Origin of the sequence: Mycobacterium pinniadriaticum, from assembly GCF_026242045.1 — a bacterium.
Classification (GTDB): Bacteria; Actinomycetota; Actinomycetes; order Mycobacteriales; family Mycobacteriaceae; genus Mycobacterium; species Mycobacterium pinniadriaticum.
Window position 1 is genome coordinate 25891 of the sequence record NZ_JAPJDO010000028.1, and the last position, 24728, is coordinate 50618.

Annotated in this window: 21 protein-coding genes; 9 read left to right on the forward strand and 12 right to left on the reverse strand. The window is 66.2% G+C overall.

All coding sequences use genetic code 11. The features are described 5' to 3' along the window. Window positions 1-4: 4 nt before the first annotated feature. Window positions 5-673 (reverse strand): pyroglutamyl-peptidase I, encoded by a 669-nt coding sequence (pcp, locus tag ORI27_RS24235; protein ID WP_265999618.1) that lies wholly within the window; start codon window positions 671-673, stop codon window positions 5-7. A gap of 121 nt (window positions 674-794) precedes the next feature. Between pcp and ORI27_RS24240 the strand changes: the two genes are divergently transcribed. The 3 genes from ORI27_RS24240 (at window position 795) to ORI27_RS24250 (ending at window position 6010) form a co-directional block, all read left to right on the forward strand. Next, the gene (locus ORI27_RS24240; RefSeq protein WP_265999619.1) at window positions 795-2360 is read left to right on the forward strand and encodes a phytoene desaturase family protein; all 1566 of its coding nucleotides are present in this window, start codon (window positions 795-797) and stop codon (window positions 2358-2360) included. A gap of 195 nt (window positions 2361-2555) precedes the next feature. Then, a complete protein-coding gene (locus ORI27_RS24245) occupies window positions 2556-4688 on the forward strand; it encodes a S8 family serine peptidase (RefSeq protein ID WP_265999620.1) in 2133 nt (710 codons plus the stop codon). An 11-nt stretch (window positions 4689-4699) separates the two neighbouring features. Then, on the forward strand, window positions 4700-6010 hold the full coding sequence (locus ORI27_RS24250) for a ComEC/Rec2 family competence protein (protein ID WP_265999621.1): 1311 nt from the start codon (window positions 4700-4702) through the stop codon (window positions 6008-6010). A gap of 73 nt (window positions 6011-6083) precedes the next feature. Here the strand turns inward: ORI27_RS24250 and ORI27_RS24255 are convergent, their stop codons facing one another. After that, the gene (locus ORI27_RS24255; protein ID WP_265999622.1) at window positions 6084-6770 is read right to left on the reverse strand and encodes a demethylmenaquinone methyltransferase; all 687 of its coding nucleotides are present in this window, start codon (window positions 6768-6770) and stop codon (window positions 6084-6086) included. A gap of 56 nt (window positions 6771-6826) precedes the next feature. Between ORI27_RS24255 and ORI27_RS24260 the strand changes: the two genes are divergently transcribed. After that, window positions 6827-7651, forward strand: coding sequence for an SDR family oxidoreductase (locus tag ORI27_RS24260; RefSeq protein WP_265999623.1), 825 nt, complete (start codon window positions 6827-6829; stop codon window positions 7649-7651). Window positions 7652-7962: 311 nt separating this feature from the next. Here ORI27_RS24260 and ORI27_RS24265 read toward each other — a convergent pair whose 3' ends face one another. Next, entirely contained in the window at window positions 7963-9102 is a 1140-nt protein-coding gene (locus tag ORI27_RS24265) for a glycosyltransferase family 4 protein (RefSeq protein WP_265999624.1), read from the reverse strand. Between the two features lie 89 nt (window positions 9103-9191). On the opposite strand from ORI27_RS24265, the gene ORI27_RS24270 reads away from it, so the two are divergent. After that, entirely contained in the window at window positions 9192-9854 is a 663-nt protein-coding gene (locus ORI27_RS24270) for a DsbA family protein (RefSeq protein ID WP_265999625.1), read from the forward strand. Here the strand turns inward: ORI27_RS24270 and ORI27_RS24275 are convergent. The 3 genes from ORI27_RS24275 to ORI27_RS24285 form a co-directional block, all read right to left on the reverse strand. Beyond that, window positions 9815-10336, reverse strand: coding sequence for a DUF3592 domain-containing protein (locus tag ORI27_RS24275; RefSeq protein WP_265999662.1), 522 nt, complete (start codon window positions 10334-10336; stop codon window positions 9815-9817). The two genes, ORI27_RS24270 and ORI27_RS24275, sit on opposite strands and share 40 nt — an antisense overlap. Next, entirely contained in the window at window positions 10336-12000 is a 1665-nt protein-coding gene (gene menD / locus ORI27_RS24280) for a 2-succinyl-5-enolpyruvyl-6-hydroxy-3-cyclohexene-1-carboxylic-acid synthase (protein ID WP_265999626.1), read from the reverse strand. Before menD ends, ORI27_RS24275 begins: the two co-directional genes overlap by 1 nt. A gap of 97 nt (window positions 12001-12097) precedes the next feature. Then, a complete protein-coding gene (locus ORI27_RS24285) occupies window positions 12098-12886 on the reverse strand; it encodes an alpha/beta fold hydrolase (protein WP_265999627.1) in 789 nt (262 codons plus the stop codon). 76 nt (window positions 12887-12962) lie between these two features. Between ORI27_RS24285 and ORI27_RS24290 the strand changes: the two genes are divergently transcribed. Beyond that, a complete protein-coding gene (locus ORI27_RS24290) occupies window positions 12963-13553 on the forward strand; it encodes a DJ-1/PfpI family protein (protein ID WP_265999628.1) in 591 nt (196 codons plus the stop codon). On the opposite strand, the gene ORI27_RS24295 is transcribed toward ORI27_RS24290, so the two are convergent. Further along, a complete protein-coding gene (locus tag ORI27_RS24295; protein ID WP_265999629.1) occupies window positions 13550-14896 on the reverse strand; it encodes a hypothetical protein in 1347 nt (448 codons plus the stop codon). The genes ORI27_RS24290 and ORI27_RS24295 overlap by 4 nt on opposite strands. 335 nt (window positions 14897-15231) lie before the next feature. Between ORI27_RS24295 and scoE the strand changes: the two genes are divergently transcribed. Genes scoE through ORI27_RS24310 form a run of 3 tightly spaced genes read left to right on the forward strand, consistent with a single transcriptional unit; the run spans window position 15232 to window position 18175 of the window. Beyond that, window positions 15232-16119: a (3R)-3-[(carboxymethyl)amino]fatty acid oxygenase/decarboxylase gene (scoE, locus tag ORI27_RS24300; RefSeq protein WP_265999630.1), complete on the forward strand. Its 888-nt coding sequence runs from the start codon at window positions 15232-15234 to the stop codon at window positions 16117-16119. Beyond that, window positions 16116-16661 (forward strand): FcoT family thioesterase, encoded by a 546-nt coding sequence (locus tag ORI27_RS24305; RefSeq protein ID WP_265999631.1) that lies wholly within the window; start codon window positions 16116-16118, stop codon window positions 16659-16661. The genes scoE and ORI27_RS24305 overlap by 4 nt, the downstream gene beginning before the upstream one ends. After that, window positions 16661-18175 carry an AMP-binding protein gene (locus ORI27_RS24310; RefSeq protein WP_266074021.1) on the forward strand — a complete coding sequence of 505 codons (1515 nt, stop codon included), beginning with the start codon at window positions 16661-16663 and terminating at the stop codon, window positions 18173-18175. Before ORI27_RS24305 ends, ORI27_RS24310 begins: the two co-directional genes overlap by 1 nt. Here the strand turns inward: ORI27_RS24310 and ORI27_RS24315 are convergent. The 5 genes from ORI27_RS24315 to ORI27_RS24340 all read right to left on the reverse strand — a co-directional run bounded on the left by ORI27_RS24315 (window position 18168) and on the right by ORI27_RS24340 (window position 24724). After that, window positions 18168-18920 (reverse strand): DJ-1/PfpI family protein, encoded by a 753-nt coding sequence (locus ORI27_RS24315; RefSeq protein WP_265999632.1) that lies wholly within the window; start codon window positions 18918-18920, stop codon window positions 18168-18170. The genes ORI27_RS24310 and ORI27_RS24315 overlap by 8 nt on opposite strands. A gap of 8 nt (window positions 18921-18928) precedes the next feature. Next, window positions 18929-19876, reverse strand: a complete 948-nt coding sequence (locus ORI27_RS24320; protein WP_265999633.1) for a GlxA family transcriptional regulator — start codon at window positions 19874-19876, stop codon at window positions 18929-18931. 69 nt (window positions 19877-19945) lie between these two features. Continuing rightward, complete coding sequence (locus tag ORI27_RS24325; RefSeq protein ID WP_265999634.1) at window positions 19946-20296, reverse strand: heavy-metal-associated domain-containing protein; 351 nt, start codon at window positions 20294-20296, stop codon at window positions 19946-19948. Further along, window positions 20293-24504 (reverse strand): AMP-binding protein, encoded by a 4212-nt coding sequence (locus ORI27_RS24335; protein ID WP_323055662.1) that lies wholly within the window; start codon window positions 24502-24504, stop codon window positions 20293-20295. The genes ORI27_RS24325 and ORI27_RS24335 overlap by 4 nt, the downstream gene beginning before the upstream one ends. Further along, window positions 24491-24724, reverse strand: coding sequence for an acyl carrier protein (locus ORI27_RS24340; protein WP_265999635.1), 234 nt, complete (start codon window positions 24722-24724; stop codon window positions 24491-24493). Before ORI27_RS24340 ends, ORI27_RS24335 begins: the two co-directional genes overlap by 14 nt. Window positions 24725-24728: the final 4 nt, after the last annotated feature.

Here is a 24728-nt window from a genome sequence, read left to right on the forward strand (position 1 = left end):
GGCCCTAGATCAACAGCCGGGACGCCACCGGCCGGTCCACATCGACGGGATTGAGCAGCGCGGCTTCGATAGCGGCCGCGACGCCGGCAGCGGCGGTCTCCACCGACATGCTGGGCTGGCCCAGGTTGCGGTCCAGGGCAGCGACCTCGGGCAGGTACGGCAGGTGAATCCAGCCCGCCCGGATCGGCAGGTCGTGGGTGGCGATGTGGTGCAGCATCCCATACATCAGGTGATTGCAGACGAATGTGCCTGCCGCATCCGAGATATCGGCCGGAACACCCGCGCTGCGCATGGCCAGCACCATCGCCTTGACCGGCACTGTGGCGTGGTAGGCGACCGGACCGCCGGGCACTGTCGGTGCGCCGTCGAGGACCACCCCGGCGTTGTCGGCCAGCCCGTAACGGGCGCAGTCGTTGAGGTTCTGGGCCAGCCGTTCGACGGTGATCATGGCCCGCCCGCCGTACTCGCCGAGCATGACCACCACGTCGGGATGTACCTCCTCGACGGCCCGCACCACCTCGGCGATGGATTCGAAGTAGGTGTTGGGCACGATGCGCGAGGTCACCGCGGCCCCGACGATGACCCGCCCGTCGAGAGCCTCGGCGGTCAGCTGGGCCGGGTTGTGCGGTGTCGTGCCGTAAGGACCGAACCCGGTCACGAGCACAGTCGACATGTCGGAAACCTCCGAGGCCATCCGATCACACCGCCGTCGATCGGTGCAGCGCGGCAGAACGAAATGACAAATTTGACAAAACTTGGCCCAATCGTGGCGGTCGCGGCATAGGCTGCGCCGCATGACTGACTACGACGCGATCATCGTGGGGGCGGGACACAACGGGCTGACCGCGGCGGTGGTGCTGCAGCGAGCGGGGCTGCGCACGCTGTGTCTGGAGGCCAACACCTACAGCGGCGGCATGTCGGCCACCGTCGAACTGATCGACGGGTTCAAGTACGAGATCGCCGGATCCGTGCGCTTCCCCACCGCGCAGAAGATCAACAGCGAGCTCGGCCTGGACACCCTGCCGACCATCGAGTCGGAGGTCATGTCGGTCAACCTCGGGGAACACGGCGAGGAAGCGATGATCTTCCACAGCGACCCGATGGCGATGATGACCCATCTCAACGAGAAGCACGGCATGGAAGCCGTGATGGCCATGGCCAACCTGTACGCCTGGAGCACCGGCCCCGGCAAGGCACTCGGCCGCTTCGACCCGCTGGCTCTGCCGAAGACCATCGACGAGATGTACGCCTGTGCCGCGGACGAGAACGAGCGACGCGCCATCCACGAGATGCTGTTCGGCTCGGCGATGGACGTCGTCGACCGATTCCTGCCCGACAAGGACAAGCACGCCGTGATCCGCGGCATGCTGGCTTTCTTGGCGGTGAACTCCACCTACCGCGGTCCGTATACCCCCGGTAGCGCAACCTGTTTGGCGTTCGCGATGGCAATGCCCCCGGAGGGTGGCCAGATGACCACCAAACTGAAGGGCGGAATCGGCGTGCTCGCCGACCATCTGCGCGACCTGTTCATCGATGCGGCCGGCGAGATGCGCTATCGCACCAAGGTCGAGCAGATCCTGGTCGAGGACGCCCACGTCACCGGGGTGCGCCTCAAGGACGGCGAGGTGATCACCGCGCCGATCGTGGTGTCCAACCTGGCACCGGAGACCACGCTGCTGGATCTCGTCGGCGTCGACCACCTGCCCTCGTCACTGGTGACGCGGCTGGCCGGTCGCGACCACCGGGCGTCCTTCATGCAGATCCACTTCGCCCTGGACGGGCCACCCGAGTACGCCGCGCCCTACGACTTCCTCAACAAGCCCGGCATGCAGATGTCGGTGGGCATGTTCGGTTCGCCCGAAGAACAGCAGCGCCAATGGGAGAAAGCCCGTGGCGGCGAGGTACCGGACAATCCCGCGCTCTCGATCCAGATGCCGACGGTCGGCGACCCTGAGATGGCCCCGCCGGGCAAGCACGCCGCGAGCGTGTACGCCTACGGCTTCCCCATCGAGGCGCCCCGCGAGCAGCATGGTCAGCTGAAAACCGAGATGGCGCAACGGGTTGTCGACAAGATCACCCGGTACGCACCGAACTTCAAGGACATCCTGATCCGCGACATCACGTTCGCGCCGTATCACATGAACACCATGTTCGCCGCGCCCAACGGCGACTTCTGCCACGGTCTGCTGCAGCCCGAGCTGATGGGACCGAACCGGCCCGGCCCCAAGGGGTTCATCGACGAGCCGATCCCGATCGAGGGCCTCTACCTGGGCGGTGCCGGCTGCCACGGCGGGCCGGGCATCACGTTCATTCCGGGCTACAACGCCGGCTATCAGGTACTGGCCGACGCCGGCCGCTAGCGGTGTCGGCGCGTTTTCCGTCGCTGAGCGGCGGAAAGCGCGCCGAAATCACACGAGCGGATCCAATTCACTTCTGCGACAGCCGTATTTCATCGATCTTCTGGTCGAAATCGGAGTGCAGCCGGGTGCGCTGTGCTACGAAAGCGCCAGGACGGCTGCCGGGTCGTGGTCCGGCACCGGGGCAGGAGGACAGCGATGCGTCGCACGGACGACTACGCGCACAAACTGCATCCCTGGCTGCGAGTCGCCGCCAACAGCAGTCAGGTGGTCAATGCGATCCGCTCCGACGGATCAGCCCGGATGGCCAGCGACATCTCACTGGAGACCAAAGGCGTGCCGATTGCACCGATCCATGCCGAGCTCGCCCAGCAGGTAACACTGGAACCGCGCTGGACGGCCGGCATCGAATCGGTGTCGGGTCTACTTCCCAAGCGCCCTAAGATCATCGAAGCGCCGCAACCGACCGAGGCGTACGTCAATGTGGTGATCGATTTCTTCCCCGAACAGCAGGACGCCGGCGATCAGAGGCCCGCCGGAATGGAGCGCGTCGCAGCGGAGATCCACCAGCTGCAGACCAGTGCGATCACCGTCGCCACCGGGACACTCACCCGGCGCAACATGCTGTGCGCCACCGTGCCGGTCACAGCACTCGAACGTCTGCAGCGCGACCCCGCGGTCGCGTTCATCCAACCCTCGGAGCCGCTCGCGCTCGACCATCCCCAGCCAGCCGAAGCCCCCGCCCCCAAGAGGCCACCTTCCAAGGCGATCGGCAGTGCCCAGAAGAACGGGCGCGGGGAAGGCGTGCTGATCGGAATCATCGACGTCGGCGGATTCGACTTCGCCCACCCCGATTTCCTCGACGAGAACGGCCAGACCCGCTTCGTGGCGATCTGGGACCAGGGCGGCGACTTCCGGCCGCCCCCGGCTGGCTTCTCGCGCGGCTCGGAGTTCCGCCGAAAACACCTCAACGCCGCCATCAAGGACGCAAAGAAACCCGGTCTACCGCCTGCGACCTGGATTGAGCAACAAAGTCAGATGCAGCCGGGATCCCACGGCACCCATGTAGCCAGCATCGTCGCCGGGAACTCCGGTGTCTGCCCGAAGGCGAAGATCGCGGCGGTGCTACTCGACGTCCCCGCACCCAAAGACGACCTGGAGCGCCGGCGTTCTACGTTCAGCGATACCAGCTCGATCATCCACGCGGTCGAATACCTGCTCGCCATCGCCAAGGAGGAGGACCTTCCCCTCAGCATCAACATCAGCCTGGGAACCAACGGTGGCTCCCACGACGGGGCGGGCGGTGTCTCACGCTGGCTCGACGCCTACCTGGCGCAGCCGGGCCGGGCGATCTGTGTGGCGGCTGGCAATGCCGGTCAGGAGAAGGCCGAGGGAGAAGGCGACCTCGGCTGGATCGTAGGGCGCATTCATACCAGCGGACGCGTCCCGGCGCGTGGACTCGAGGTGGACATCGAGTGGACCGTCGTCGGTGACGGTATCGAAGACTGGTCGGAGAACGAGCTGGAGATCTGGTACAGCGCGCAGGACCGCTTCACCGTGTCGCTGAAGCCGCCCGGCGCCACGGAGTGGATCGAGGTCCAGCCGCGACAGGGTGTAGAAAACCGCCCGCTGCGTGACGGGGTCAACGTCTCGATCTACAACGAGCTCTACCACCCGATCACGGGCGGCAACTACATTTCGGTTTACCTCATCCCGAACCTGGACCGGAAGAACTTCCGGGGCATTACCTGCGGCGTGTGGAAGGTACGTCTGACCGGCGACGAGGTGCGCGACGGCCGGTTCGACGCCTGGATCGAACGCGACGACCCAAGGGAGATCGGCCGCGACGGCGGCCGCCGGATGTTCTGGTTCCCCTCGTTCTTCAGCGAACGGTCCAATGTCGACTCACATTCGATCACCTCACTGGCATGCGGCCAGCGGGTCATCGCGGTGGCGAACCTCGACGAAGCCAGGGAGCGGATCAATGTCTCCAGCAGCCAGGGCCCGACGAGGGATGGGCGCTACAAGCCGGAAGTCGCCGCTCCCGGCACGAACATCTTCGCCGCCAACGGATTTGCGGACGAGACCACCCCGTGGACCGGCATGACGGGGACAAGCATGGCCAGCCCTTATGTCGCCGGTGTCGTCGGCTTGATGCTGGCGGCCAACAAGGACCTGACAGCGGCACAGTGCGTGGGGATCCTGCAACGCACCGCGTCCCCTTTGCCGGGAGCCTCGTACGCGTGGGTCAACGACATGGGTTTCGGGGCGATCGACCCGGAGCCGGCGATACACGAGGCCGCCCTGATCAATCAGCGGATCGAAATCTGATCGGTATTCCCATGAAACTGACGATCTTCCAATCCGACAAGGGTGACTGCCTGCTTCTCGAAGGTGAGTCCGGTGAGCTCGTCCTATGCGACGGCGGCATGGGGCCAAGCATGCGGGATTCGGTCCGCCACGAACTCGCTGGACTCCGCGAACAGGGCCGCGAACTTGAGTTCGCCTACATCTCGCATGTCGACAACGACCACATCAATGGTGTCCTTCAACTGCTGCAGGACGAGGTGGAATGGCGCGTCTTCGACCACCACCGCGACACCAACGATCCGATCAGAGAGCCCCACTGCCCACGCCCACCGGTGGTAAAAGGAATCCTGCACAACGGATTCCGCGATCAGATTACCGCCAACAACCGACGGCTCGAAGACATCGTCACCGCACGCGAAATCGAGAGTCTGCTCACCGCAATGGTCCCACCCTTGTTCGGGACCGCGGTGCCGGAGTTGATGTACGCCGCCGACCGGATGCAGGCCATTGCTACGGGTATCTCTGAGTCACTTCAGATTTCACGTCTCACCGCAGCGGACGCACTCGACATCCCAGTCAACCAGCCCCCCGGGGTCGACAAGCCCTCCCGGTTGCTCTATGCCGGCCGTCCCGGTGATGAGTTCACGCTGGGCTCGATGACCTTCACCCTGCTGGGTCCCACCGAGAAGGAGCTCAAAGATCTACGAGACGGCTGGAATCACTGGCTGCGCAACAACCGCGACCGTGCCACAAAGCTGCGGGCACAGCTGAAGAAGCGCGTCGAGGACTTCAGCGCCGACGCGTTGACGGACTCCCCGTTCGACCTGCGCGACTGGGAAGGGATTCCCGACTTCGAGGGGGTCACCGTTCCGAACATCGCGTCGCTGATGTTCATGGTGCAGGAGGGCGAAAGGCGGCTGTTACTCACCGGAGACTGCCAACAGAAGTTCATCCTCGACGGACTGCGCCGCACCGGGTTCCTGGGGCACGGCGACGACCACCTGCACATCGACGTGCTCAAGGTCCAGCACCACGGCTCCGAACACAACATGGACGACAACTTCGCCGACACCGTCTCCGCCGACCACTATGTGTTCTGCGGCAACGGCCAACACGACAATCCCGATCTGGGGGTCCTGCAGACGGTGTTCGGATCGCGCAGCTCCGACGACAAGGACTTCCACTTCTGGTTCAGCACCACGTCAGAGGCCCAAGTCGAAGGCAGCACCCGCCGGGCGCACTTCGCCAAGGTGGAGGCGCTGGCGGCCGAGCTCGTCGACCAGTCCGACGGCCGGTTGACACTGCACTTCAACACCGGGACGGGGATCGACCTCCCCGTCTGAGCACATCCTCGCGATTTCGGCGCGTTTTCGTTCGCCCACCCGCCGCCAGGAGGCGAAGGAAAACGCGCCGAAATCACGGCTTGACCGCGGCGTGCAGCGCGACGATCCCGCCGGTGAGGTTGCGCCAGCGCACGTCCGACCAGCCGGCGTCCCGGATCTGCCGGGCCAGCGCCGCCTGGTCGGGCCAGGCCCGGATGGACTCGGCCAGATAGACGTAGGCCTCCGGGTTGCTCGACACCGCCCGCGCCACCCGCGGCAGCGCCTGCATCAGGTACTCCTTGTAGGCGAACGAGAACACCGGCACCACCGGGGTGGAGAACTCGCACACCACCAGCCGCCCGCCGGGGCGGGTAACCCGGGCCATCTCCCGCAGGCCCGCAGGATGGTCGACGACATTGCGCAGACCGAAGCTGATCGTCACCGCGTCGAACACGGCGTCGTCGAACGGCAGCTTGGTCGCATCGGCGGCCACCTTGGGCACCGGCCGCGCCGCGCCCGCCCGCAACATGCCGACCGAGAAGTCGGCGGCCACGCACCACGCACCGGAGCGGGCCAGCTCCACCGTCGACACCGCCGTGCCCGCCGCCAGGTCCAGCACCCGGTCGCCGGGCCCGATGCCCAGCGCCGACCGCGTCGCACGTCGCCACGCACGGTCCTGCCCCAGCGACAGCACCGTGTTGGTGATGTCGTAGCGGCGCGCCACGGCGTCGAACATCGACGCCACATCGCGGGGATCCTTGTCCAGCGTCGCGCGGCTCACGCTGCCGACGCTACCCGAGTGGGAATCACGGGCCAGCTCACGCGTTGCACACACTCGTGAGTGAAAAAATCTGGTTCATCACTGGCACGTCGCGTGGCTTCGGCCGGGAATGGGCGATCGCCGCCCTGGAACGCGGCGACAAGGTCGCCGCCACCGCGCGCGACACCGCGACGCTGACCGACCTGGTCGACAAATACGGCGACGCGATCCTGCCGATCCAGCTCGACGTCACCGACCGCGCGGCCGACTTCGCCGCGGTCAAGCAGGCGCACGACCGCTTCGGCCGCCTCGACATCGTCGTCAACAACGCCGGCTACGGCCACTTCGGCTTCATCGAGGAGCTGTCCGAGTCCGACGCACGCGACCAGCTCGAAACCAACGTCTTCGGCGCGCTGTGGGTCACCCAGGCCGCGCTGCCGTACCTGCGCGCCCAGCGCAGCGGCCACATCATCCAGGTGTCGTCGATCGGCGGTATCACCGCCTTCCCACTCGTCGGCATCTACCACGCCTCGAAGTGGGCCCTGGAGGGCTTCTCGCAGGCGCTGGCTCAGGAAGTCGCGCCGTTCGGTGTCCACCTGACACTGATCGAGCCGGGCGGCTTCGACACCGACTGGTCCGGCCCGTCCTCGAAGCGATCGGTCGAGCTGCCCGACTACGCCGAGCTGCACCGCCAGGTCGACGAGGCCCGCGCCCAGCGATGGTCCAAACCCGGCAACCCCAAGGCGTCGGCGGCGGCGATCCTGAAGATCGTGGACGCGCCCACCCCGCCGCTGCGGGTGTTCTTCGGAGAGTCGCCGTTGCAGACGGCGAAGGCCGACTATGAGAGCCGCCTTGCGAATTGGGAGCAGTGGCAGCCGGTCGCCGTCGAGGCCCAGGGCTGATTACATCGCGTGCGCGTCGACGCGTGGTAATTGACGTGCGCGAGAGGCCATCCGTTCGCTGAGGTGAATCAGCCGGTCCTCATGCCCAGCGGGCATGGTATAAGCCAACTTACGGAGTTCGAGGGCAAATTCACAGAGGTCTTGGCGAAACGACGCGTCGTTCATCAGACGTCCCCCGTCGTGGAGAGGTTTGGGATTGGTATCGGCGTTGACGTTCCCCCGCTTGGCATTCAGTCTGCCCCTGCCTGGTAGCTATGGAAAGGGTTCTCAGGAACAATTTAGCCAAGCCCCATCGGACGGTCGGGTAAGACTCAGGCGGCGCGGATGCGCCGGCGTCGGCGCTCCCCGGCCCGCACCGCCTCGTAGTGACCAATGAGCTCGTCGCAGATCGCCGGCCAGGTCCGGCCGAGGACGCTGCGCCGGGCGGCCAGCGAATAGCGTGCCCGCTCGTCGAGTAGATGGTCGACGGACTGCGCCAGCCGGTCTTCGAATTCCCCTACCGTCAATAACAATCCGGTGCGGTAGGGCGCGACCAGGTCGCGGGGGCCGCCCGCGTCGGGCGCGACGACCGGCAGCCCAGAGGCCATCGCCTCCTGCACGGCCTGGCAGAACGTCTCGTGCTCGCCTGGGTGGACGAACACGTCCATGCTCGCGTAGGCGGCGGCCAGCTGCTCGCCGTAGAGCGCCCCGGTGAACACCGCCGACGGCAACAAGGCTTTCAGCTTGTCCCGGTCGACGCCGTCGCCGACGATGACCAGCTGCAGGTCGTCGCGGTGGGCCAGGGCAGCCAGCCGTTCGACGTGTTTCTCCGGCGCGAGCCGTCCGACGAAGCCGACGATCGGCTTGCCAGACGGCGACCATCGCGCCCGCAGCTCGCCGTCGCGTGCCGAGGGTGCGAACCCGGTCACGTCGACCCCGCGGGCCCACTGGTGCACACGCGGAATACCATGGGCCGCAAGATCTTCCATCGCTGCAGTGGATGGTGCCAGCGTGCGGTCGACGCGGGAATGCAAGTGCCGGTTCCACGCCCAGGCCGCCCGCGAAGCCGCGCCGATCCCGTAACTCTTGGCGAACCCCGCGATATCGGTCTGGTACACGGCCACCGTCGGCACGCCGAGGTACCGAGCCGCCTGCAGGCCCCCGTATCCGAGCAGCGCCGGAGACGCCAGGTGGACGACGTGCGGGTCGAAACCGCGCAACACTCGAACCATTCGCGGCCGCGGCACACCCAGCGGCAACGACGTCACTTTGGGGAACATCTTCGACGGCACCCGGTGCACCCGGATTCCGTCGTGGATACGCTCGGCGGCCGGCTCACCGCGCGGGGTGTCCGGGGCGATGACGAGCGCTTCATGACCGGTACGACGGAGGTGCTCCAGCACCCGCAGCACCGAATTGGTGACACCGTTGACGTTGGGCAGGAACGACTCGGCGACAATCGCAACGCGCACGCAACAAGAGTCTCAGCGGCGCCTGTCAGCGAGGTTGCGCCCAGGCATACACGACACGAAAAACTGGTGGGACGGGGTACCGTGCGAGCATGCGCTACTGGTCTGTGCTCATGTTCTCGCTCGTGGTGCTGGTCGCCGGTTGCAGCAAGGAAATCACCGGTGTGGCGCAGGTGGATCCGCGCGGGCCGGCGACCGCGGTGAGCAAGGACGGCGTCGGCGTCGTCGCCGGCGATCCGGACGCACCGGTGCACATCGAGATCTACACCGAACCGCAATGCACCCACTGTGCCGATCTGCAGCAGGATTTCGGCGACGAGCTCTCCAGGTACATGAACCTCGGCCAGCTGGTCGTCACCTACCGGCCGCTGACGTTTCTGGATGACAAGCCGGGCGGGTACTCCGACCGGGTGAGCAACGCACTGTTCCTGGCGGCCGGACCGGACACCTCGGCCAAAGCGTTTCAGGCTTTCGTACAAGACCTTTGGGGCCATCAGGATCCCCGGGGCCAGGGCCCATCGGACAGCGAGATCGCCGACATCGCCCGTGAGAGCGGCGTCTCATCCACGGCGGTCGAGGCGATTCGCGCGGGTGAATCCGGAGTGGACCTGCAAGAGATGCAGGACACCAACTTCGAGTATCTCTACGAGATCGACCCGATCAACACCGGCACACCGACGGTGTTCGACCTGACCAACGACGACAAGGTCGACATCTATGACAACAACTGGCTGTCCAAGCTGATGTCGACCTGAGGCAGCCGGCGCTCCACCACCACCAGCACGGTCAGCACGATCCCGCCGATCAGCCACGCCACCACCGCGATCGAGCCCGCCGGGATGATCGCGAGCGCGGCGGTACGGTGTTGCACCCGAACCAGATCCGGGTTGTTCTTGTCGTATTCGACGTAGATGCGCATCCCCTCGGCCAGCTCCGAGGGGTAGAGCACCCCGAGCTCGGGACGGTAGGTGACCCGGTCGGGGGTGACGAACTCGATCGTCGAGCGGCGCGGGCCGGCCGAGAGCACCTCGGCTTGCGCGACGCCCATGTTGCGTTCGATCTGGCGGTCGTTGCGCCAGGCGCCGGCCACCAACAGCACCGATTGCAGGGCGACCAGACCGATGATGATCCACACCGCAGATTTACTCCAGCGCAACAGTTTTCGCTGGGTCGTGTCGACGACGTCGGGATTGCGCCGGGGCAGGGCCGATTTCAGCAGGGCGGACAGCCTGCCGATCACAGCGCCGCCCGGATCGCGGCGTGCAGCTGACGCAGCGAGGAGCGGTCGGCCTTGACCTCCAGCACCCGCATACCGTCGTGCGGTTCGGCCAGCGCGGGACCGAGCTGGTCGACCTCGATCTGGCGGGACTCGATGTGGTAGGCACGGCACAGGGCGCCCACGTCGACATCGTGCGGGGTGCCGAAGATCCGCGCCGATACGTCGGAGAACCGCGGGTCACCCTGCTCGAGCAGCTCGAAGATGCCGCCGCCATTGTCGTTGGACACCACGATCGTCAGGTTCTTCGGCGTCGGCTCGGTAGGGCCGATCAGCAGCCCTGAGCTGTCGTGCACGAACGTGAGGTCACCGATCAGCCCGATGGTCCTGCCGGAATCGATGTCGCCGGCCTCCCGGCTCCGTTGGTGCGCCAGGGCCGCCCCGATGATCGTCGACACCGTGCCGTCGATACCGGCCACCCCCCGGTTGGAGCGCACCTTCACCCCGTCGGTGTTCAGCCCGACCAGGGCCGCGTCGCGCACCGGGTTCGACGCGCCGAGCACCAGCTGGTCCCCTGGGCGCACCGCGTCGGCCACCGCGGCCGCCACGTGCAGGCCGGTGGTGAGCGGGTGGGCGGCCAGCTGGTCGCGCACCGCGGTGATCGCATGCCGGTTGGCCTCGGCGCATCGGCGCAGCCAGGCCGGGTTGGGCGTCCCGTGGGTCTCGGCCCGGGTACCGGTGGCCTGCGAATTGCCCGAGACATCCGGCCAGCGGGGACCGGTGGTCAGGGCGAACACCGGCACCGACGGGTCGGCCAGCAGCGCCGACACCGGACGGTGCAGGGTCGGACGGCCCAGCATGATGACCTGGCGGGGCCGCAGCAGCGGCAGCGCCAGCGGGTGCAGCGGGTTGGCGGCGTGTGGCGCGGTCGGCTCGGCGACCGTGGGCAGCGCGGCCAGGTTGGGGTGCACACCGGCACCGTGCCCGGCGATCACCAGGGTGTCGGGCGTCAGGTCGATGTCCAGGGGCTGGTCGAAGGCCACCGGCGGGCTGTAGGTCCAGGGTCTGCCGTCGGGCCGGCCGGGCGGGAATCCGGTGGACCGGGGGCTCGGGTCTTCGGCGTCGGGTACCAGCGGCTCGCGTAGCGGGATGTCGAATTGGACCGGGCCGGCGTTGGCGGTGCGGGCGCCGGTGGCCGCGGCCAGCACCCGGCAGGTGGCCGAACGCCACTGCGCGTTGAGCGCATCCAGCTGATCGGTCGAGTCTTCGGCGAGGCCCAGGCTGATCGCGGCCCGGACCTGGGTACCGAAGTAGCCGAGCTGCTCGAAGGTCTGGTTGGCGCCGGTGCCCAGCAGTTCGTAGGGCCGATTGGCCGACAGCACGATCAGCGGCACGCGGGCGTAATTGGCCTCGACGACGGCGGGTCCCATGTTGGCCACCGCGGTGCCCGACGTCATCGCCACACAGACCGGTGCGCGCTCGGCCACCGCGAGCCCGATCGCGAGGAAACCGGCGGTGCGCTCGTCGATGCGGACGTGCAGGCGAAGCCGGCCCGCCCGGTCGGCGTCGGACAGGGCGAAGGCCAGCGGGGCGTTACGGGATCCGGGGCACAGAACGACATCGCGGACGCCGCCGCGAATCAGCTCGTCGACGACGACACGGGCCTGGGCCGTCGATGGGTTCACTCCTACAGCGTGTCACAGCGCGCCAGATGCGCCCAAACCCACAAACGGGCGCAAAAGTGCGAGTAGATCGCGACAGAATGTCGATCTCGGCGGGTGGCTAGACGAGCGTCCCGGCGAAGAAGTCCAGCATCGCGGTGTTGACCGTCTCCGGGCGTTCCAGGAATCCGAGATGGCCCGTGTGCCCGATCTGGACGTAGCGGCCGTTGGGCAGGGCGTCGGCGACTTCGCGGCCCAGCGCCGCCGGGGTGAGCAGATCGTCGGCGAACCCGATGACCAGCACTTCGGTCCGGATGGCCCGATAGGCCGCCAGTCGGTTCTCCTTGGGGTACACCTCGTGCTGGGCGGCCAGGCCCGGCGTGCGTTTGATCGGGAACGCGGTGAACATCTCCATCCAGTCCCCGATGGCCTTCTCATCGTTGATCGTCTTGGGGGAGAAGTTCTCCAGCACACGCACTTTCGCGGCATAAGCGGGGGGCAGCTGGATTTCTGACCTGGACAATTCGACCTCGGCGGCGCGCATGGATTTGCGGATGCGGTCCAAGCGCCCGCGGGTGCCCATCAGCACGGCCTGACTGACCAGATCGGGGCGGATCAGCATCAGCTCCTGGGCGATGTAGGCGCCCATCGACATCGCCACCACCCGGGTCGGGCCGCCGACGACCTGCTCGATGAGCTCGGCCGTGTCGGCCACCATCTGCTCGGTACCGAAACCACCGGCATTCTCGGTGGCCCCGATCCCCCGGTTGTCGAATGTGATGCAGCGATAGCCCGCCGCCGCGAACTGCGGGACCTGGTGGATGTGCCAGGTGCGCCCCGCACCGCCGGTGCCGGCGATGAACAGCACCGGATCGCCGGAGCCGTTTTCCTCGTAGGCCAGGTTGATCACCTGGCAGAGGCTACGCGCCCCCGTCAGGTCCGCGCTTGTCGCGTTTCCCGACAAGCATCGGGTAAGGATGACGGGTATGGCCAAGAGCATCGGAATCGTGCTGTTCGACGAGGTGGAGGAGCTGGACGCGATCGGCCCCTGGGAGGTGCTGTCCGCCTGGACTCACCACTTCCCCGACGACGGCTACAGCGTTGCCTGCCTGTCACCCACCGGCGGCCCGGTGCGCTGCGCCAAGGGCTTGGTGGTGCACGCCCATCATTCCTTTGCCGACGCGCCGCCCCTCGAGGTGCTGATCCACCCGGGCGGCCAAGGCGTGCGCCCACACCTGCAGGACGACGCCTGGTTGGAGTGGATCCGCCGTCAGCGCGCGGCAGTGCCCCTGATGACCAGCGTGTGCACCGGTTCTCTGGTCTATGCCGCCGCCGGACTGCTCGCACACCGCCCGGCCACCACCCACTGGGCCTCGCTGGACCGGCTGGCCACGCTGGACCCGACCATTGATGTCCGGCGCACCGAGCGCTTCGTCGATCACGGCGACGTCATCACCGCTGCCGGCGTCTCGGCGGGAATCGACATGGCATTGCACCTGATCGCGCGTCTCGCCAGCCCCGACCGCGCCCGCGAGGTCCGCCGCTACATCCAATACGATCCGATGCCGCCGGTTTAACCCTCGAGACTCGCTTCGAAACCGAAGTCACCGAGGGCTGCGCGCACCACCTCCGTTAATGCGGTTGTGTCGTTGGCCCGACCGGGCTCCCACGACGCCACACTGAACCACACCTTGCCGCGCAGCGATGCGGCCGACACCAGCAGGTGCCCACCCAACCGTTCCAGGGTCGCCGCGGTGACACCCGCTTCACCCCCACGGGTGCCGAAGAAGTCCGCATCGGTGCCGTCGGGCCGGTTCGCCTCGGGGGGCAATTCCCCGATGTTGGTACACCCGACGGGCTTGCCGACCTTCAGCACCAGGTTCTCCAGGCGGCGCACCACCAGCTTCGGAGTGAACGGGATCATCGCCAAGGGCGCCAGTAAGGCGTTGCCGTTCTGTCCGAGTTCGACGAGGGCCTGTTTGAGCCCAACACGAAGCTCGGCCAGGTTCTCGATGACCCTGCTCGGGTCGGCAAGCACCGTAACGGAATTGAGTGGATTGGCTCGGGTATCGCCAGCGGTGCGTTCACTGACCGGTACGGAAAGCACGATGCGTCCATTGCCATCGAGTCGGCCGAGACGATAGCCGAGCCGCGCGCAGAATCCGGCGAACAGGACATTGCGGGTGCCACCCAGGGCTTTGGCGCGTTCGTCCCATTCCTGCCCGTCGACGTAGCCGTAGACCCTGGGCACCACCAGTCGCTGAGTCCTCGCGGCCGAGGATGACGCGGGTGAGGAGGACCTGACCGAGGTCGACACATCGTCCTGCTGTTCGCGGGCGACCCGTAGGCCACCGCCGATTGCCGCCGGGACCTTCAGCGCCGACCGTGCCGTGACGGCGATGTCCTGTCGAAGCGCCTGTCCGCGAGTCCGTGTGCCGGGTGGCGGAAATCCGTAGTCACGACGGGTGCCGTTCACTGCATCAACGATGGCCAGCGTCCCGGCCACGGCATCACCGGTGGTGTGCGAAACCGCAAGCGACACCGCGGCACCACCGCCGATGAGCGGCTGCACCCCCAGATGCCAGGGCGGACCGAACTCGGGGTCGATTGCGACAAAGGACCGTTCGTCGACCCAGTCCCAGACTTCGTCGCGGCGCCGCTGCGCTACGGCGACATCGAGGTCGGACGGCCCGGCATAGGAGACCCAGCGATGCCTACCGAACGGCAGCGGTGAGCGTTCGATCAGGCGAGCGACCAACGTGTGCTGGAGATTGCGCTGAAACCGACGCAAACCTTCGAGATCGACACCGTCGTCGTAGATCCAGATGTACTGGATGACCGGCCCGCGGCCCAGCGCCCGCAGCCCGAGAAACGAACCCTGGTCCATGTACGCCAAAGTATTGTCCGTTGGAGTGCTCATAGGGGCCCTTCTTCCGAGCGGCGATCCGATGTACACCCCACGGTCGAATCGTGACATGCGCCGATGGCCGAGGATCCGCACCGTTGGTGACGCTCGGCGCGACGCTCAATGTATATCCTGCCGTTGACTTTTCCCATCCGGTTAGACGCGGCGAGAAATCTCGCACTTGCCGGGAACTACTCGCGAGTCTGTGACGACCAATACGCCGACCGACAACCGAGCGGGTGGCATGCGTTCCCACAGTCTTCGACGCCATGCCGCTCTATTCCGCGACCCGACGGCACGACAGACATGACCCGCGCACACCGGCGCACCCCGCGACAGGGAGATTGTTGATGCAGCTCACCGCCAGATCCGAGGAACAAGCCGGCATCGAGGTGCACGACTTCGATCCGACGGTGGCGACCAGCGATGACATCCAGACCCTTCGCCACCACATCTACGCCGACAAGATAATCGTCCTCAAGGCCCAAGACCTGAAGCCGGCAGCGTTCGTTGAACTAGGCCGCCACTTCGGCACGCCGGTTTCGTACTACGAGCCCATGTATCACCACCCGGAGAACGAGCTGATCTTCGTCTCCTCGACCCTCACCCGAACCGAGGGTCAGATCGGCGTGCCGAAGACAGGTGGGTTCTGGCACGCCGATTACCAGTTCATGCCAGAGCCTTTCGCGTTCACATTCTTCTATCCGCAGAAACTGCCCACCGGCACCCGCGGCACCCGGTTCATCAATATGGCCAACGCCTACCAGCGACTCCCGTCGCAGCTCAAGGATGCGATCGCTGACACGTTCAGCAAGCACAGCGCTCGCCGCTACGTGAAGATCCGCCCATCGGACGTCTACCGTCCGATCGGCGATGTGCTCGCCGACATCGAACGGGTAACACCACCACAAACGTGGCCGACGGTGCTCGTCCACCCCGTCACCGGCGAGCGGATTCTTTACATATCGGAGGCCTTCACCTACGCGATCCAAGACTCAGGCGGGAACGCGCTCCCGCCATCCTTGATCGACGAACTTCTCTTTGTGTCAGGACAACTCGACGAGACCTACGAACATCCCAATATCTTCGTACGGAACTACGAACCGGGTGATCTCGTGCTGTGGGACAACCGGACCCTGATCCATCGCGCCTTGCACAACCCGACGAACGAGCCCACCGAGTCCTACCGGGTCACCGTCACGGACGAATACCCGCTCGGCGCCGAGGTCGCGGCATGACGCAAACATCGGAACCCAGCCTCACCGAATTCCTTCATGACGATGCGGTTCTGCTCAATCGCACAATGACCCCGTACGTCGCCAAGGACACCGTTTACCTCAAGCGGGCGACGGTCGCGCGCCACGGTGATCGGATCGTCGGTAAGGGCGATCTGGGGTTCGAACAGTCCTGTTACATCGAGGAAACCGGACACTTCAATGCGGTCGAGTTCATCATCTCCTACAACCAGCTCTTCTACTACACACTCGCGGCTTCGGTCCGCGACCGACTGATCCCCGAGCTGACCGGCTGGACATTGGACGACTACTGGCAGCGGCAGCTGCCCTCGGTACTGATCAGCGAGATGGCCAGTCGCTTCCGGCAACCGATCAACGCGAGGTCGTATCACGGAACTCTGACGATCACCGACATAGAGTTTCGGCACCGGTCCCGCCCGCTGTTGGCGCTGCAGACCACGATCGAGTTCACTGACGACAACGCGGGGAGTGTTCTCGGCGATCTCGAAATCGTGCTGGTGGATCTGCCCGCGAAATCACGTTAGTGGGACGCCATTTCGACCTGGTGTCCACCCTCGAGCGAAACGCGCGAATCGGGGGCGGACGAACCGCCTTGATCTGCGGGGTGGCCCGGATTTCGTTCATCGAACTCCTCCGACGATCGCTTGCCGTGTCCCGGGCATTGACCGGCGCCGGTCTGGGTTCTGGCGACCGGGTCGTCTACGTCGCCAAGGACTCACCGGCGTTGTACGAGTTGCTCTACGGCTGCGCACGTATCGGCGCTGTCCTGGTTCCGGTCAATTGGCGGTTGGCCGCCGAGGAGGTCGATTACATCGTCGACCATGCGGGCGCCCGTGTCCTCGTCACCGATCGGACCGATCTGGGAGCCGAAAGAGTAATCCACGTAGCGGACTTCGACGCATGGCGGAATGGTGTACCCGATCTTCCGACTCCGGAGGTCGTGGTCGATCGCGACACTCCGGTCGTGCAGATGTACACCAGTGGCACGACCGGCCGACCCAAGGGTGTTGTGCTGGCGCACCGGACCTTCGCGGCGGTACGGGAACTCCTCGATGACGCGGGTCTGGACTGGATCGATTGGCTGGACTCCGATGTCAGTCTGATCGCCCTGCCCGGATTTCACATCGGCGGAATGTGGTGGGCGACGCAGGCACTCAACCGCGGGATACCCAGCGTAGTGATCCCCCGGTTCAACGCCTCGGACGCAGTTGCGACGATCCACGACAACGGAGTGACCGTTAGCTGCTTCGTTCCGGCAATGCTGCTGATGATGTTGTCTGAGCCGGGTTCATCGGCTTACGATTTCGCCACTCTTCGCAAGATCGTCTACGGCGGCTCCCCCATCGGCCCGGACCTGCTCTCCCGGGCGATCCGGACCTTCGGTTGCGAATTCGCACAGATCTATGGATTGACCGAAACCGGAAACACGGCAGTCTGTCTGCCGCCGATCGAACACCTGCCAGGCCGGGCACGTCTGCAAGCGGCCGGCCGACCATATCCGGGAGTCGGGGTCACCATCCGCGACACCCGCGGACATCAACTACCACCGGGAGGCTCCGGTGAGGTCTACCTTCGCAGCCCGGCGCAAATGGTCGAGTACTTCGGCGACCCGGTCGCAACCGCCGAGACAATCGTCGACGGCTGGATTCGCACCGGCGATGCTGGATATCTGGACCCCGACGGCTTTCTCGTGATCCGGGACCGCGTCAAGGATCTCATCATCGTCGCGGGCGAAAACGTGTACCCCGCCGAGGTCGAGAAGACGATCAACGCGCATCCCCACGTGCACGACAGCGCGGTGGTGGGCGCTCCCGATGCCCGGCGGGGCGAATGCGTTCACGCGTTCGTTGTTGCCGAGCCGGGTGCGGACTTGCAGATCGATGACCTCGAGCAGTTCCTGGCTCAGCGCCTCGCCCGCTTCAAGGTGCCGGGCAGGTTCCACTTCGTCGAGACGATACCGCGGAATCCGAGTGGCAAGATCCTTCGGCGCACACTGCGGGAGCGGTTCTGGACGGGCCTGGAACGGCAGATCAACTGATCGCGCTGCGCACCTTGGCCGTACGACTCCGGCGGACCCGGGATCGGGCCGTATCAATGGCGGTCGTCCACAGCAACGATGTCATCGCTTTGACTTGCCTGGGATTGGCCAACCCCTTCGTCATCAGGACACCGGCGGTCGCCTTGGTGGTCGCCGAGGCCTTGGACATATGCCCCGAGTCGAACGGCGGGCGCGGGTCGTACTCGATCGACAGCTGAATCACCTTGGCGCGCTCGTCGCCCCCGATCTGACCCGCCAGCCACAACGCCAGGTCGATACCGGCGGATACCCCGGCACTGGTGACGATGTCGCCGTCGCGCACGATCCGCTCGTCGTTGATCGGCGTGGCGCCCAACGCTTTCAATGCGGCCAACGCCATCCAATGTGACGTCGCCCGCTTGCCCTTCAGCAAGCCTGCCGCGGCGAGGATGACTGAGCCCGAGCACACCGATGTCGTCCAGGTTGCCGTCTCGTGCGCGTGGCGGAGCCAATCGAGCAGCTTCTGGTCGCGGGTGTGTTCCATCGTCGCCATACCGCCGGGAACAACGATGACGTCTGGGGCCGGAGTCTCGTCAAACGAATGTGTCACCCCGACGACGAGTACCCCCGAATCCGTGGCGATCGGCCCGGGTTCGTGCCAGACGAAGCGGATCTGAGCGTCGGGCAGGTTGTGCAGCACCTCGTAGGGGCCGACGAAGTCCAGCGCGGTGACACCGGGATACAGCACGATTGCGATCTGAGTCATGACAATCCTTACGCAAAGGTCTTCCGATATTGGTGGGGTGAAACGCCGATCCTCCGAACAAAGTTGCGGCGCATGGCTTCCGACGATCCGAATCCGCACCGTGCGGCGATCGCGACGACGGTGTCGTCGGTCTCCTCCAGCTGACGACGAGCCGCCTCGGTACGGACACGTTCGACATAAGCGCCGGGGGCCTCACCAACCTCATCGGTGAACACCCGGGTGAAATGCCGCGGGCTCATCGAGGCGCGGCGCGCCAGCTCGGAGATGCTGTGTGCCGCACCGGGGGCGGCTTCGATGGACTCCTGCACCTCGCGGATGGGCCGGCGGCGCGCCCGCGGCATCCAGACCGGAGCGGCGAACTGTGTCTGTCCGCCGGGCCGGCGCAGATACAGCACCATCCAGCGAGCGACGGTCTGGGCGACCTCGGTACCGTAATCGTCCTCGACCAGCGCCAGCGAGACGTCGATGCCCGCCGCCACGCCGGCCGCAGTCCACACGCCGGCCGAACTGCGGACGAAGATCGGCTCGGGGTCCACCAGCACAGCCGGGAATTCGCGGGCCAACTGATCGGCGAACGCCCAGTGCGTGGTCGCCCGGCAGCCGTCGAGCAGCCCGGCCTGCGCGGCCAGGAATGCACCGGTGCACACACTGACCACCCGGCGCGAACTGGCGGCCGCACCGCGGATCCAGGCCATCGTGGCCGGGTCGGCGCGGGCGGCGTCGACACCGGCACCACCGGGCAATACCAGGGTGTCGATTCCCGCTGGCTCGGGCATTTCCTCGGCGACGAACGCCAGACCGGTGCCGGTCGAAACCGGCTCGCCGCCGACCGAGACGACGCTGACCCGGTACCCGCCCTCGGTCAGCATCGCAGCACCGGTGAACACATCGTGCGGCCCGACCAGGTCCAACGCCTGCACGCCGGGGAAGCCGAGAATCACCACCGACCGCACCATGGGTTCAGTGTCGGCCAACCCGGCCATGGCGTCTAGGACATGGACCCCACAGATCAGGACATGTGGCCGCTAGCGTCGGCGAATGCCGAGCCAGCCGAGGAACATCAACGCGAACTCGATCAGCTGCCGCACCGGACCACGAACGCCGGCATCAATCGGGGAGACGACATCGCCGGCACCCGCCAGCCGTTCCGTGGCCCCGTAGCCGGCCTTGCGCACAACGTCGCACAGTTCAGCGACGTCGACATCGGCACGGGCATCGACCGTGGCGATCCTGGTCGTCAGGTCGACCGACGCGCGGACTCCGTCGACCTTGTTGAGTCGCTTTGCGATATGCGACGCGCACATCCGACACGTCATGCCCGTCACGTCGAGTTGGATCCGTCGGTCCTGGCCTTCGAACACTTCCGTCACTGTCATTCCTCACTCCTCGGGGCGTCTGCCGCCATCCGGTAGGCGAACTCTGCTGTCAGCAGTTCCCTCAGTGGCTCGGCCGTTACCGTGAGTTCACCCACGGATTCCGTGCCCAGGCCGATGGTCGGAAGGTCAGTCAGATATTCGGCGTAGGTCCGTCTCCCCAGTCGCCCACCCAGCGTCATCCAGGCATCGATGGCCGACCACCTGTGCGGATTGCTCCTTGCCCATTCGCTGTGGTCCAGCAGTTCCTTCCACTCTGCGGCGCCGAGTTCGTCGCGGCCGCACTCACTGAGAAACTCCGCGTAGGGCACCGTCTGACCGCGCAATACGGTGATCCCGCCGCCCAGCGCCGGCGGCCCTCCGGCTTCGGGCAGCAGGCCCAGGATCGCGGTGGCTGCCATTCGGCCCGTGGTCACTTCCTCCGCCAATGTTGTTGATGGATACGCATTTAACGCGGTACAAGCATCGGCGACCGCGGTCAGGATATCGGCGGAATCGGCCAGCTGTTCCGGTTGGCCGAGCACCCTGGGCAGCCGCACGATGGTGAAATCGAGCGCTGCCGGTGACCGAGCCACCAGCAGCTCGGCAACGGCCTTGGATGCCGCATAGGGATAGAGCGCCTCCCGCGGGTCGGTCACCCGTGGCACGGACACGTCGCCATTGACGACGAACGTCGACAGATGCACGAATCTGGTGGCGTTCCTGGCGCATCCCTGGACCGCGGCCGCGACAAGATCGATGTTCGCGGCGCGAAGCTCCCGATACGGCACCAGCACATTGGTATTGCCGATGCAGTTCACCACCGTCGCCGGATCGGTGTCGTGCAGCAGGCTGTCCAGTTCGGCGGGGCCGAAGCCGGCCGGCACAGCTTCGATGCGCACACCGGCCATGGCGGCCAAGGACACCCAGGGATCTCGTTGGGGCAGTGACGATCTGGTGGCGATGATGACATCGGCCCGCAGCCGTCCGGACCGCTTGGACTCCACGATCGCCTCAGCGATTCCGGTCCCGAGGATTCCCGACCCGCCCAACACGACGATCGGGCGCGACCGCTCGCTGATCGGGTGCCGACGGTCCCCTTGCCGATCCGCCGGACGTTGATCAGGCAGCGCCGCGAGATCACCCTCGATCTCGGCGGCCGTCGCGTCGTCCATCCAGGCGAAGCCGGGCCGGGTATCGACAACGAGGTCGGCTGCGGTGTCGGCGCTGATCAGATCCAGGATCGAGAGGTGCCGGCCCAGGTACCGACGAGTCTCGGGCAGGATCCTGATGAGATCCAGCGAACCGATACCTTCACCCAACAGCGACGAGTCCGACCGGATCGCCCGCCCGAGTTGACGACTCCAGATCTCGGCCAACCCGACCGCCCGCGGATCGCCGTGCGCGGTATCGGTGCCTCGGGTTACACCGGAAAGCCTGCCGCTGTCGACCTTGCCGTTGGGTTTCCGCGGAATGCTCGGCGAACCGACCACGAAGAACGACGGCACTCGCATACCGCTCAAGATGGCTCTGATATGCGTCGCTGCTGCGACATCCTCGAAGCCGGCGCGGGTCCGGTGAGTCTCGAACCAGACTCCGAGACTTCCGTTGCGCTGCTCGACGGCCGCGTCGGTGACACCGGGTTCTGCGCAGACCCGCTCGACGATGTCGGCCGTATCCACGCGCGTGCCGCCGATCTTGACGACGGCGTCCCGGCGCCCGGCGAGGACGGGAAAGCCGTCACCGTCGACGAAGACCCGATCGGCTGTCGCGAAGGCGGGGCGCGGTTCAGCGTGGCCGACGGCCACGGTGCCGAAGCTAGGGCTGTCAACGCCCAGGTACCCCGACGCGACCAGGTCTCCGGTAATGACGACTTCGCCGAAGGCGATGAACACCGAGTCCGGAACCATCGGCCGGCCGAGCCGCAACCGCGTGGCCGCGGGCGCGACCGCCCCGGCAGAGATGATCGGCAGAGACGTGGCTACCACGGTGGCCTCGGTCGGACCGTAGCTGGAGATGAGCGCGATCTCTTGTGAACCAACCGATTCGACCCATCTGTCGACCACGCCCGATCGGATGGCTTCACCCCCGACGATGACCTGCCGAAGCCGGGAGCGTCGAACCGTCGCCACCGCCGCGGCGTCCTCGCACAGCAGTTGCCAGATCGCGGTCGGCAAGTCGACGACGGTGACCTGCCGGGCGACGATATCCCCGGCGAGGGCGTGGAGATCGCCGTTCTTCATCGCTGCGGATCGGACGAGTCGCGCTCCGCAGCGCACGGCCCCGAATACCTCCTCGACGCTGATATCGGATGTCAGCGGTGCGCACTGCAGAACGGTGTCCTCACGCCCCCATCCGTAGTTCGCGCGCACCGCCTCGCAGAACGAGGCCAGTGAGCGGTGCAACACCCGCACGAGTTTCGGCTGCCCGGTCGAACCGGATGTCGGCATGATGTAGGCCGTCTTGTCGGCCAGCTCGGGGTCGGCCGCCACCTCCTCGATGCGCTGGTCGATCAACGCGCGGAGCCCGGCGTCCCGGTCGTCCGGCAGATCTGCGGCGTCTACGTCGATCATGTGCGCCGTGGCACCGTCACTGTGCGCCGCAACGGCTTCCGCCCGAGCCGATACCTCACCGTCGGTGTCGCACGCACTGTATGCGCAGCCGGCGAGATGACACGCGATCATCAGTCCGACGGTCTTATCGGTGTTGTCGTCGGTGAACACCAGGACATCGCCTACGTTCGCGCCGCTCGTCACCAGCCAGGCAATCCACCGGTCGACGTGTTCGCGTCGCCGTACATCCTGCGCGAGCTCGCCGGTGGACTCCAGAAACCACGCCGGCTTGGTCGACCGTGCGGGCGGGCTGTCCGGAATGGCCCGGCACCGTGCACCGTCGGTGTCGACCCCGAACCATTCGCCGACCGTCGATGCGATCGGTTGACGCCATCTCGACGGCATCGCCTCGAGCGCGGCGGCGATCCGGGGAGCCACCGCGACGCCCTGCTCGGGCAGATCAGCTCGGCTCCAGACGGCGATGTCGAGACACCGACGTTCCTCGTCCAGCACGCAAGCCACCGTCAGGCTCTCGACCGGGCCGATCGCCGTTGTCACCGGGGTCTCGCTCAAGTGCGGACGAAGCGCGGGTGCACACGGTTGGGCGAGGAAATTGAGTGTCAGCGCCTCTACCTGAACCGATCGGTTGATCGCGATGTACAACCTGCGATAGTGCTCTTCGCGAAGCCACTTGCGGCGGGCGGCCTGAACGTAACCGCGGTCAATGGTTCGGACCGCTTCCTCGACCGTGGCGAATGGGGCGAAGCGCGACGGTTGAGCCACCGAGTTGACCAGACAGGTGGCGACGTCGAGATCGGGTTCTCCGAATCGGTTGTCCGCCGCGTGGATCAGCAGATTCACGGTGCCTTGTTTGATGCTCGCATCGACGGCAACGGCCGCGGTGGTCACCAGGACGTTGAGGGGGATCTGTTCGGCCTCGCTCAGCTCGACGAGTTCCTCGTAGGCGCGGCCGCAGATCCGGACCGACTCGCCGAGAACCCCTCGTGCGGCGGCGCCTGGTGTCTGGCCCGAGGTCTGACCGTAGCCACCTCGGCGCGCGTCCTCGGCCAGCTCTCGTTGCACGGTGGCGGCGAGCCGCTCATGAGCCTGCGCCACCTTGCTCGCCTCACGCTGGTGGGCCACCGCGATCCTGGCCAGACCAGCTTCACTGCAGGGCATTTCCGCTGGGACACCGTTCGAGAGGTACTCCCCGAGATCGCTCTCGATGATCCCCGTCGCACCGCCGTCGAGCAGAATGTGGTGGGTGAAGGCGTCAAGCCTGCACGCCCGCCCGTTCGGGTCGGTCCACACGACATACCGAACGAGCGGCGTGTCCAGAATCCCTCCTGCCCAGCAGCGTTGCAGTTCGCCTGCATCCCCGTCGGGCGCCGGCCCGCCTTGACAGACGGTGACGATGTCGCCGGCCGTCAGCCGGGGGACGAGATCGGGGTAGTCCGCGGCGGCGTGACCTTCACTCAGGACGCAAAGCTGAATGGAATGCTTCAGGATGGTCGCCGTCAAGGCCGCCAGAACTACCGGCGTCGCCAGTGGACGAAGTCGGTAGCTCCTGGCCACCAGATACAGCTCCGGATCATCGTCCTGGAGTACACCGTGGTAAATGTTCTGCTGGGACCTGCTCAGTGGGATCCTGTCGATACTCCTACCCTCACCCGAGACCATCGAGGTTTCCCAGCACCCGAACCCACGCCGCGACCGTCAACTCATCGGCCAACCGGGGCACTGCATCTGATTCGCGATCCACCCCGAGCTGCTTCATCACCAGCACGAATCGCACCGAGTCCAAGCCTAATTCCCGTAGATCGGTGTCGTCGCCGTCAAAGAAATCCGAATCCTCGACATACAACACGTCGCGAACGGCGGCAGCGATCCGGTCCCTCAACGCC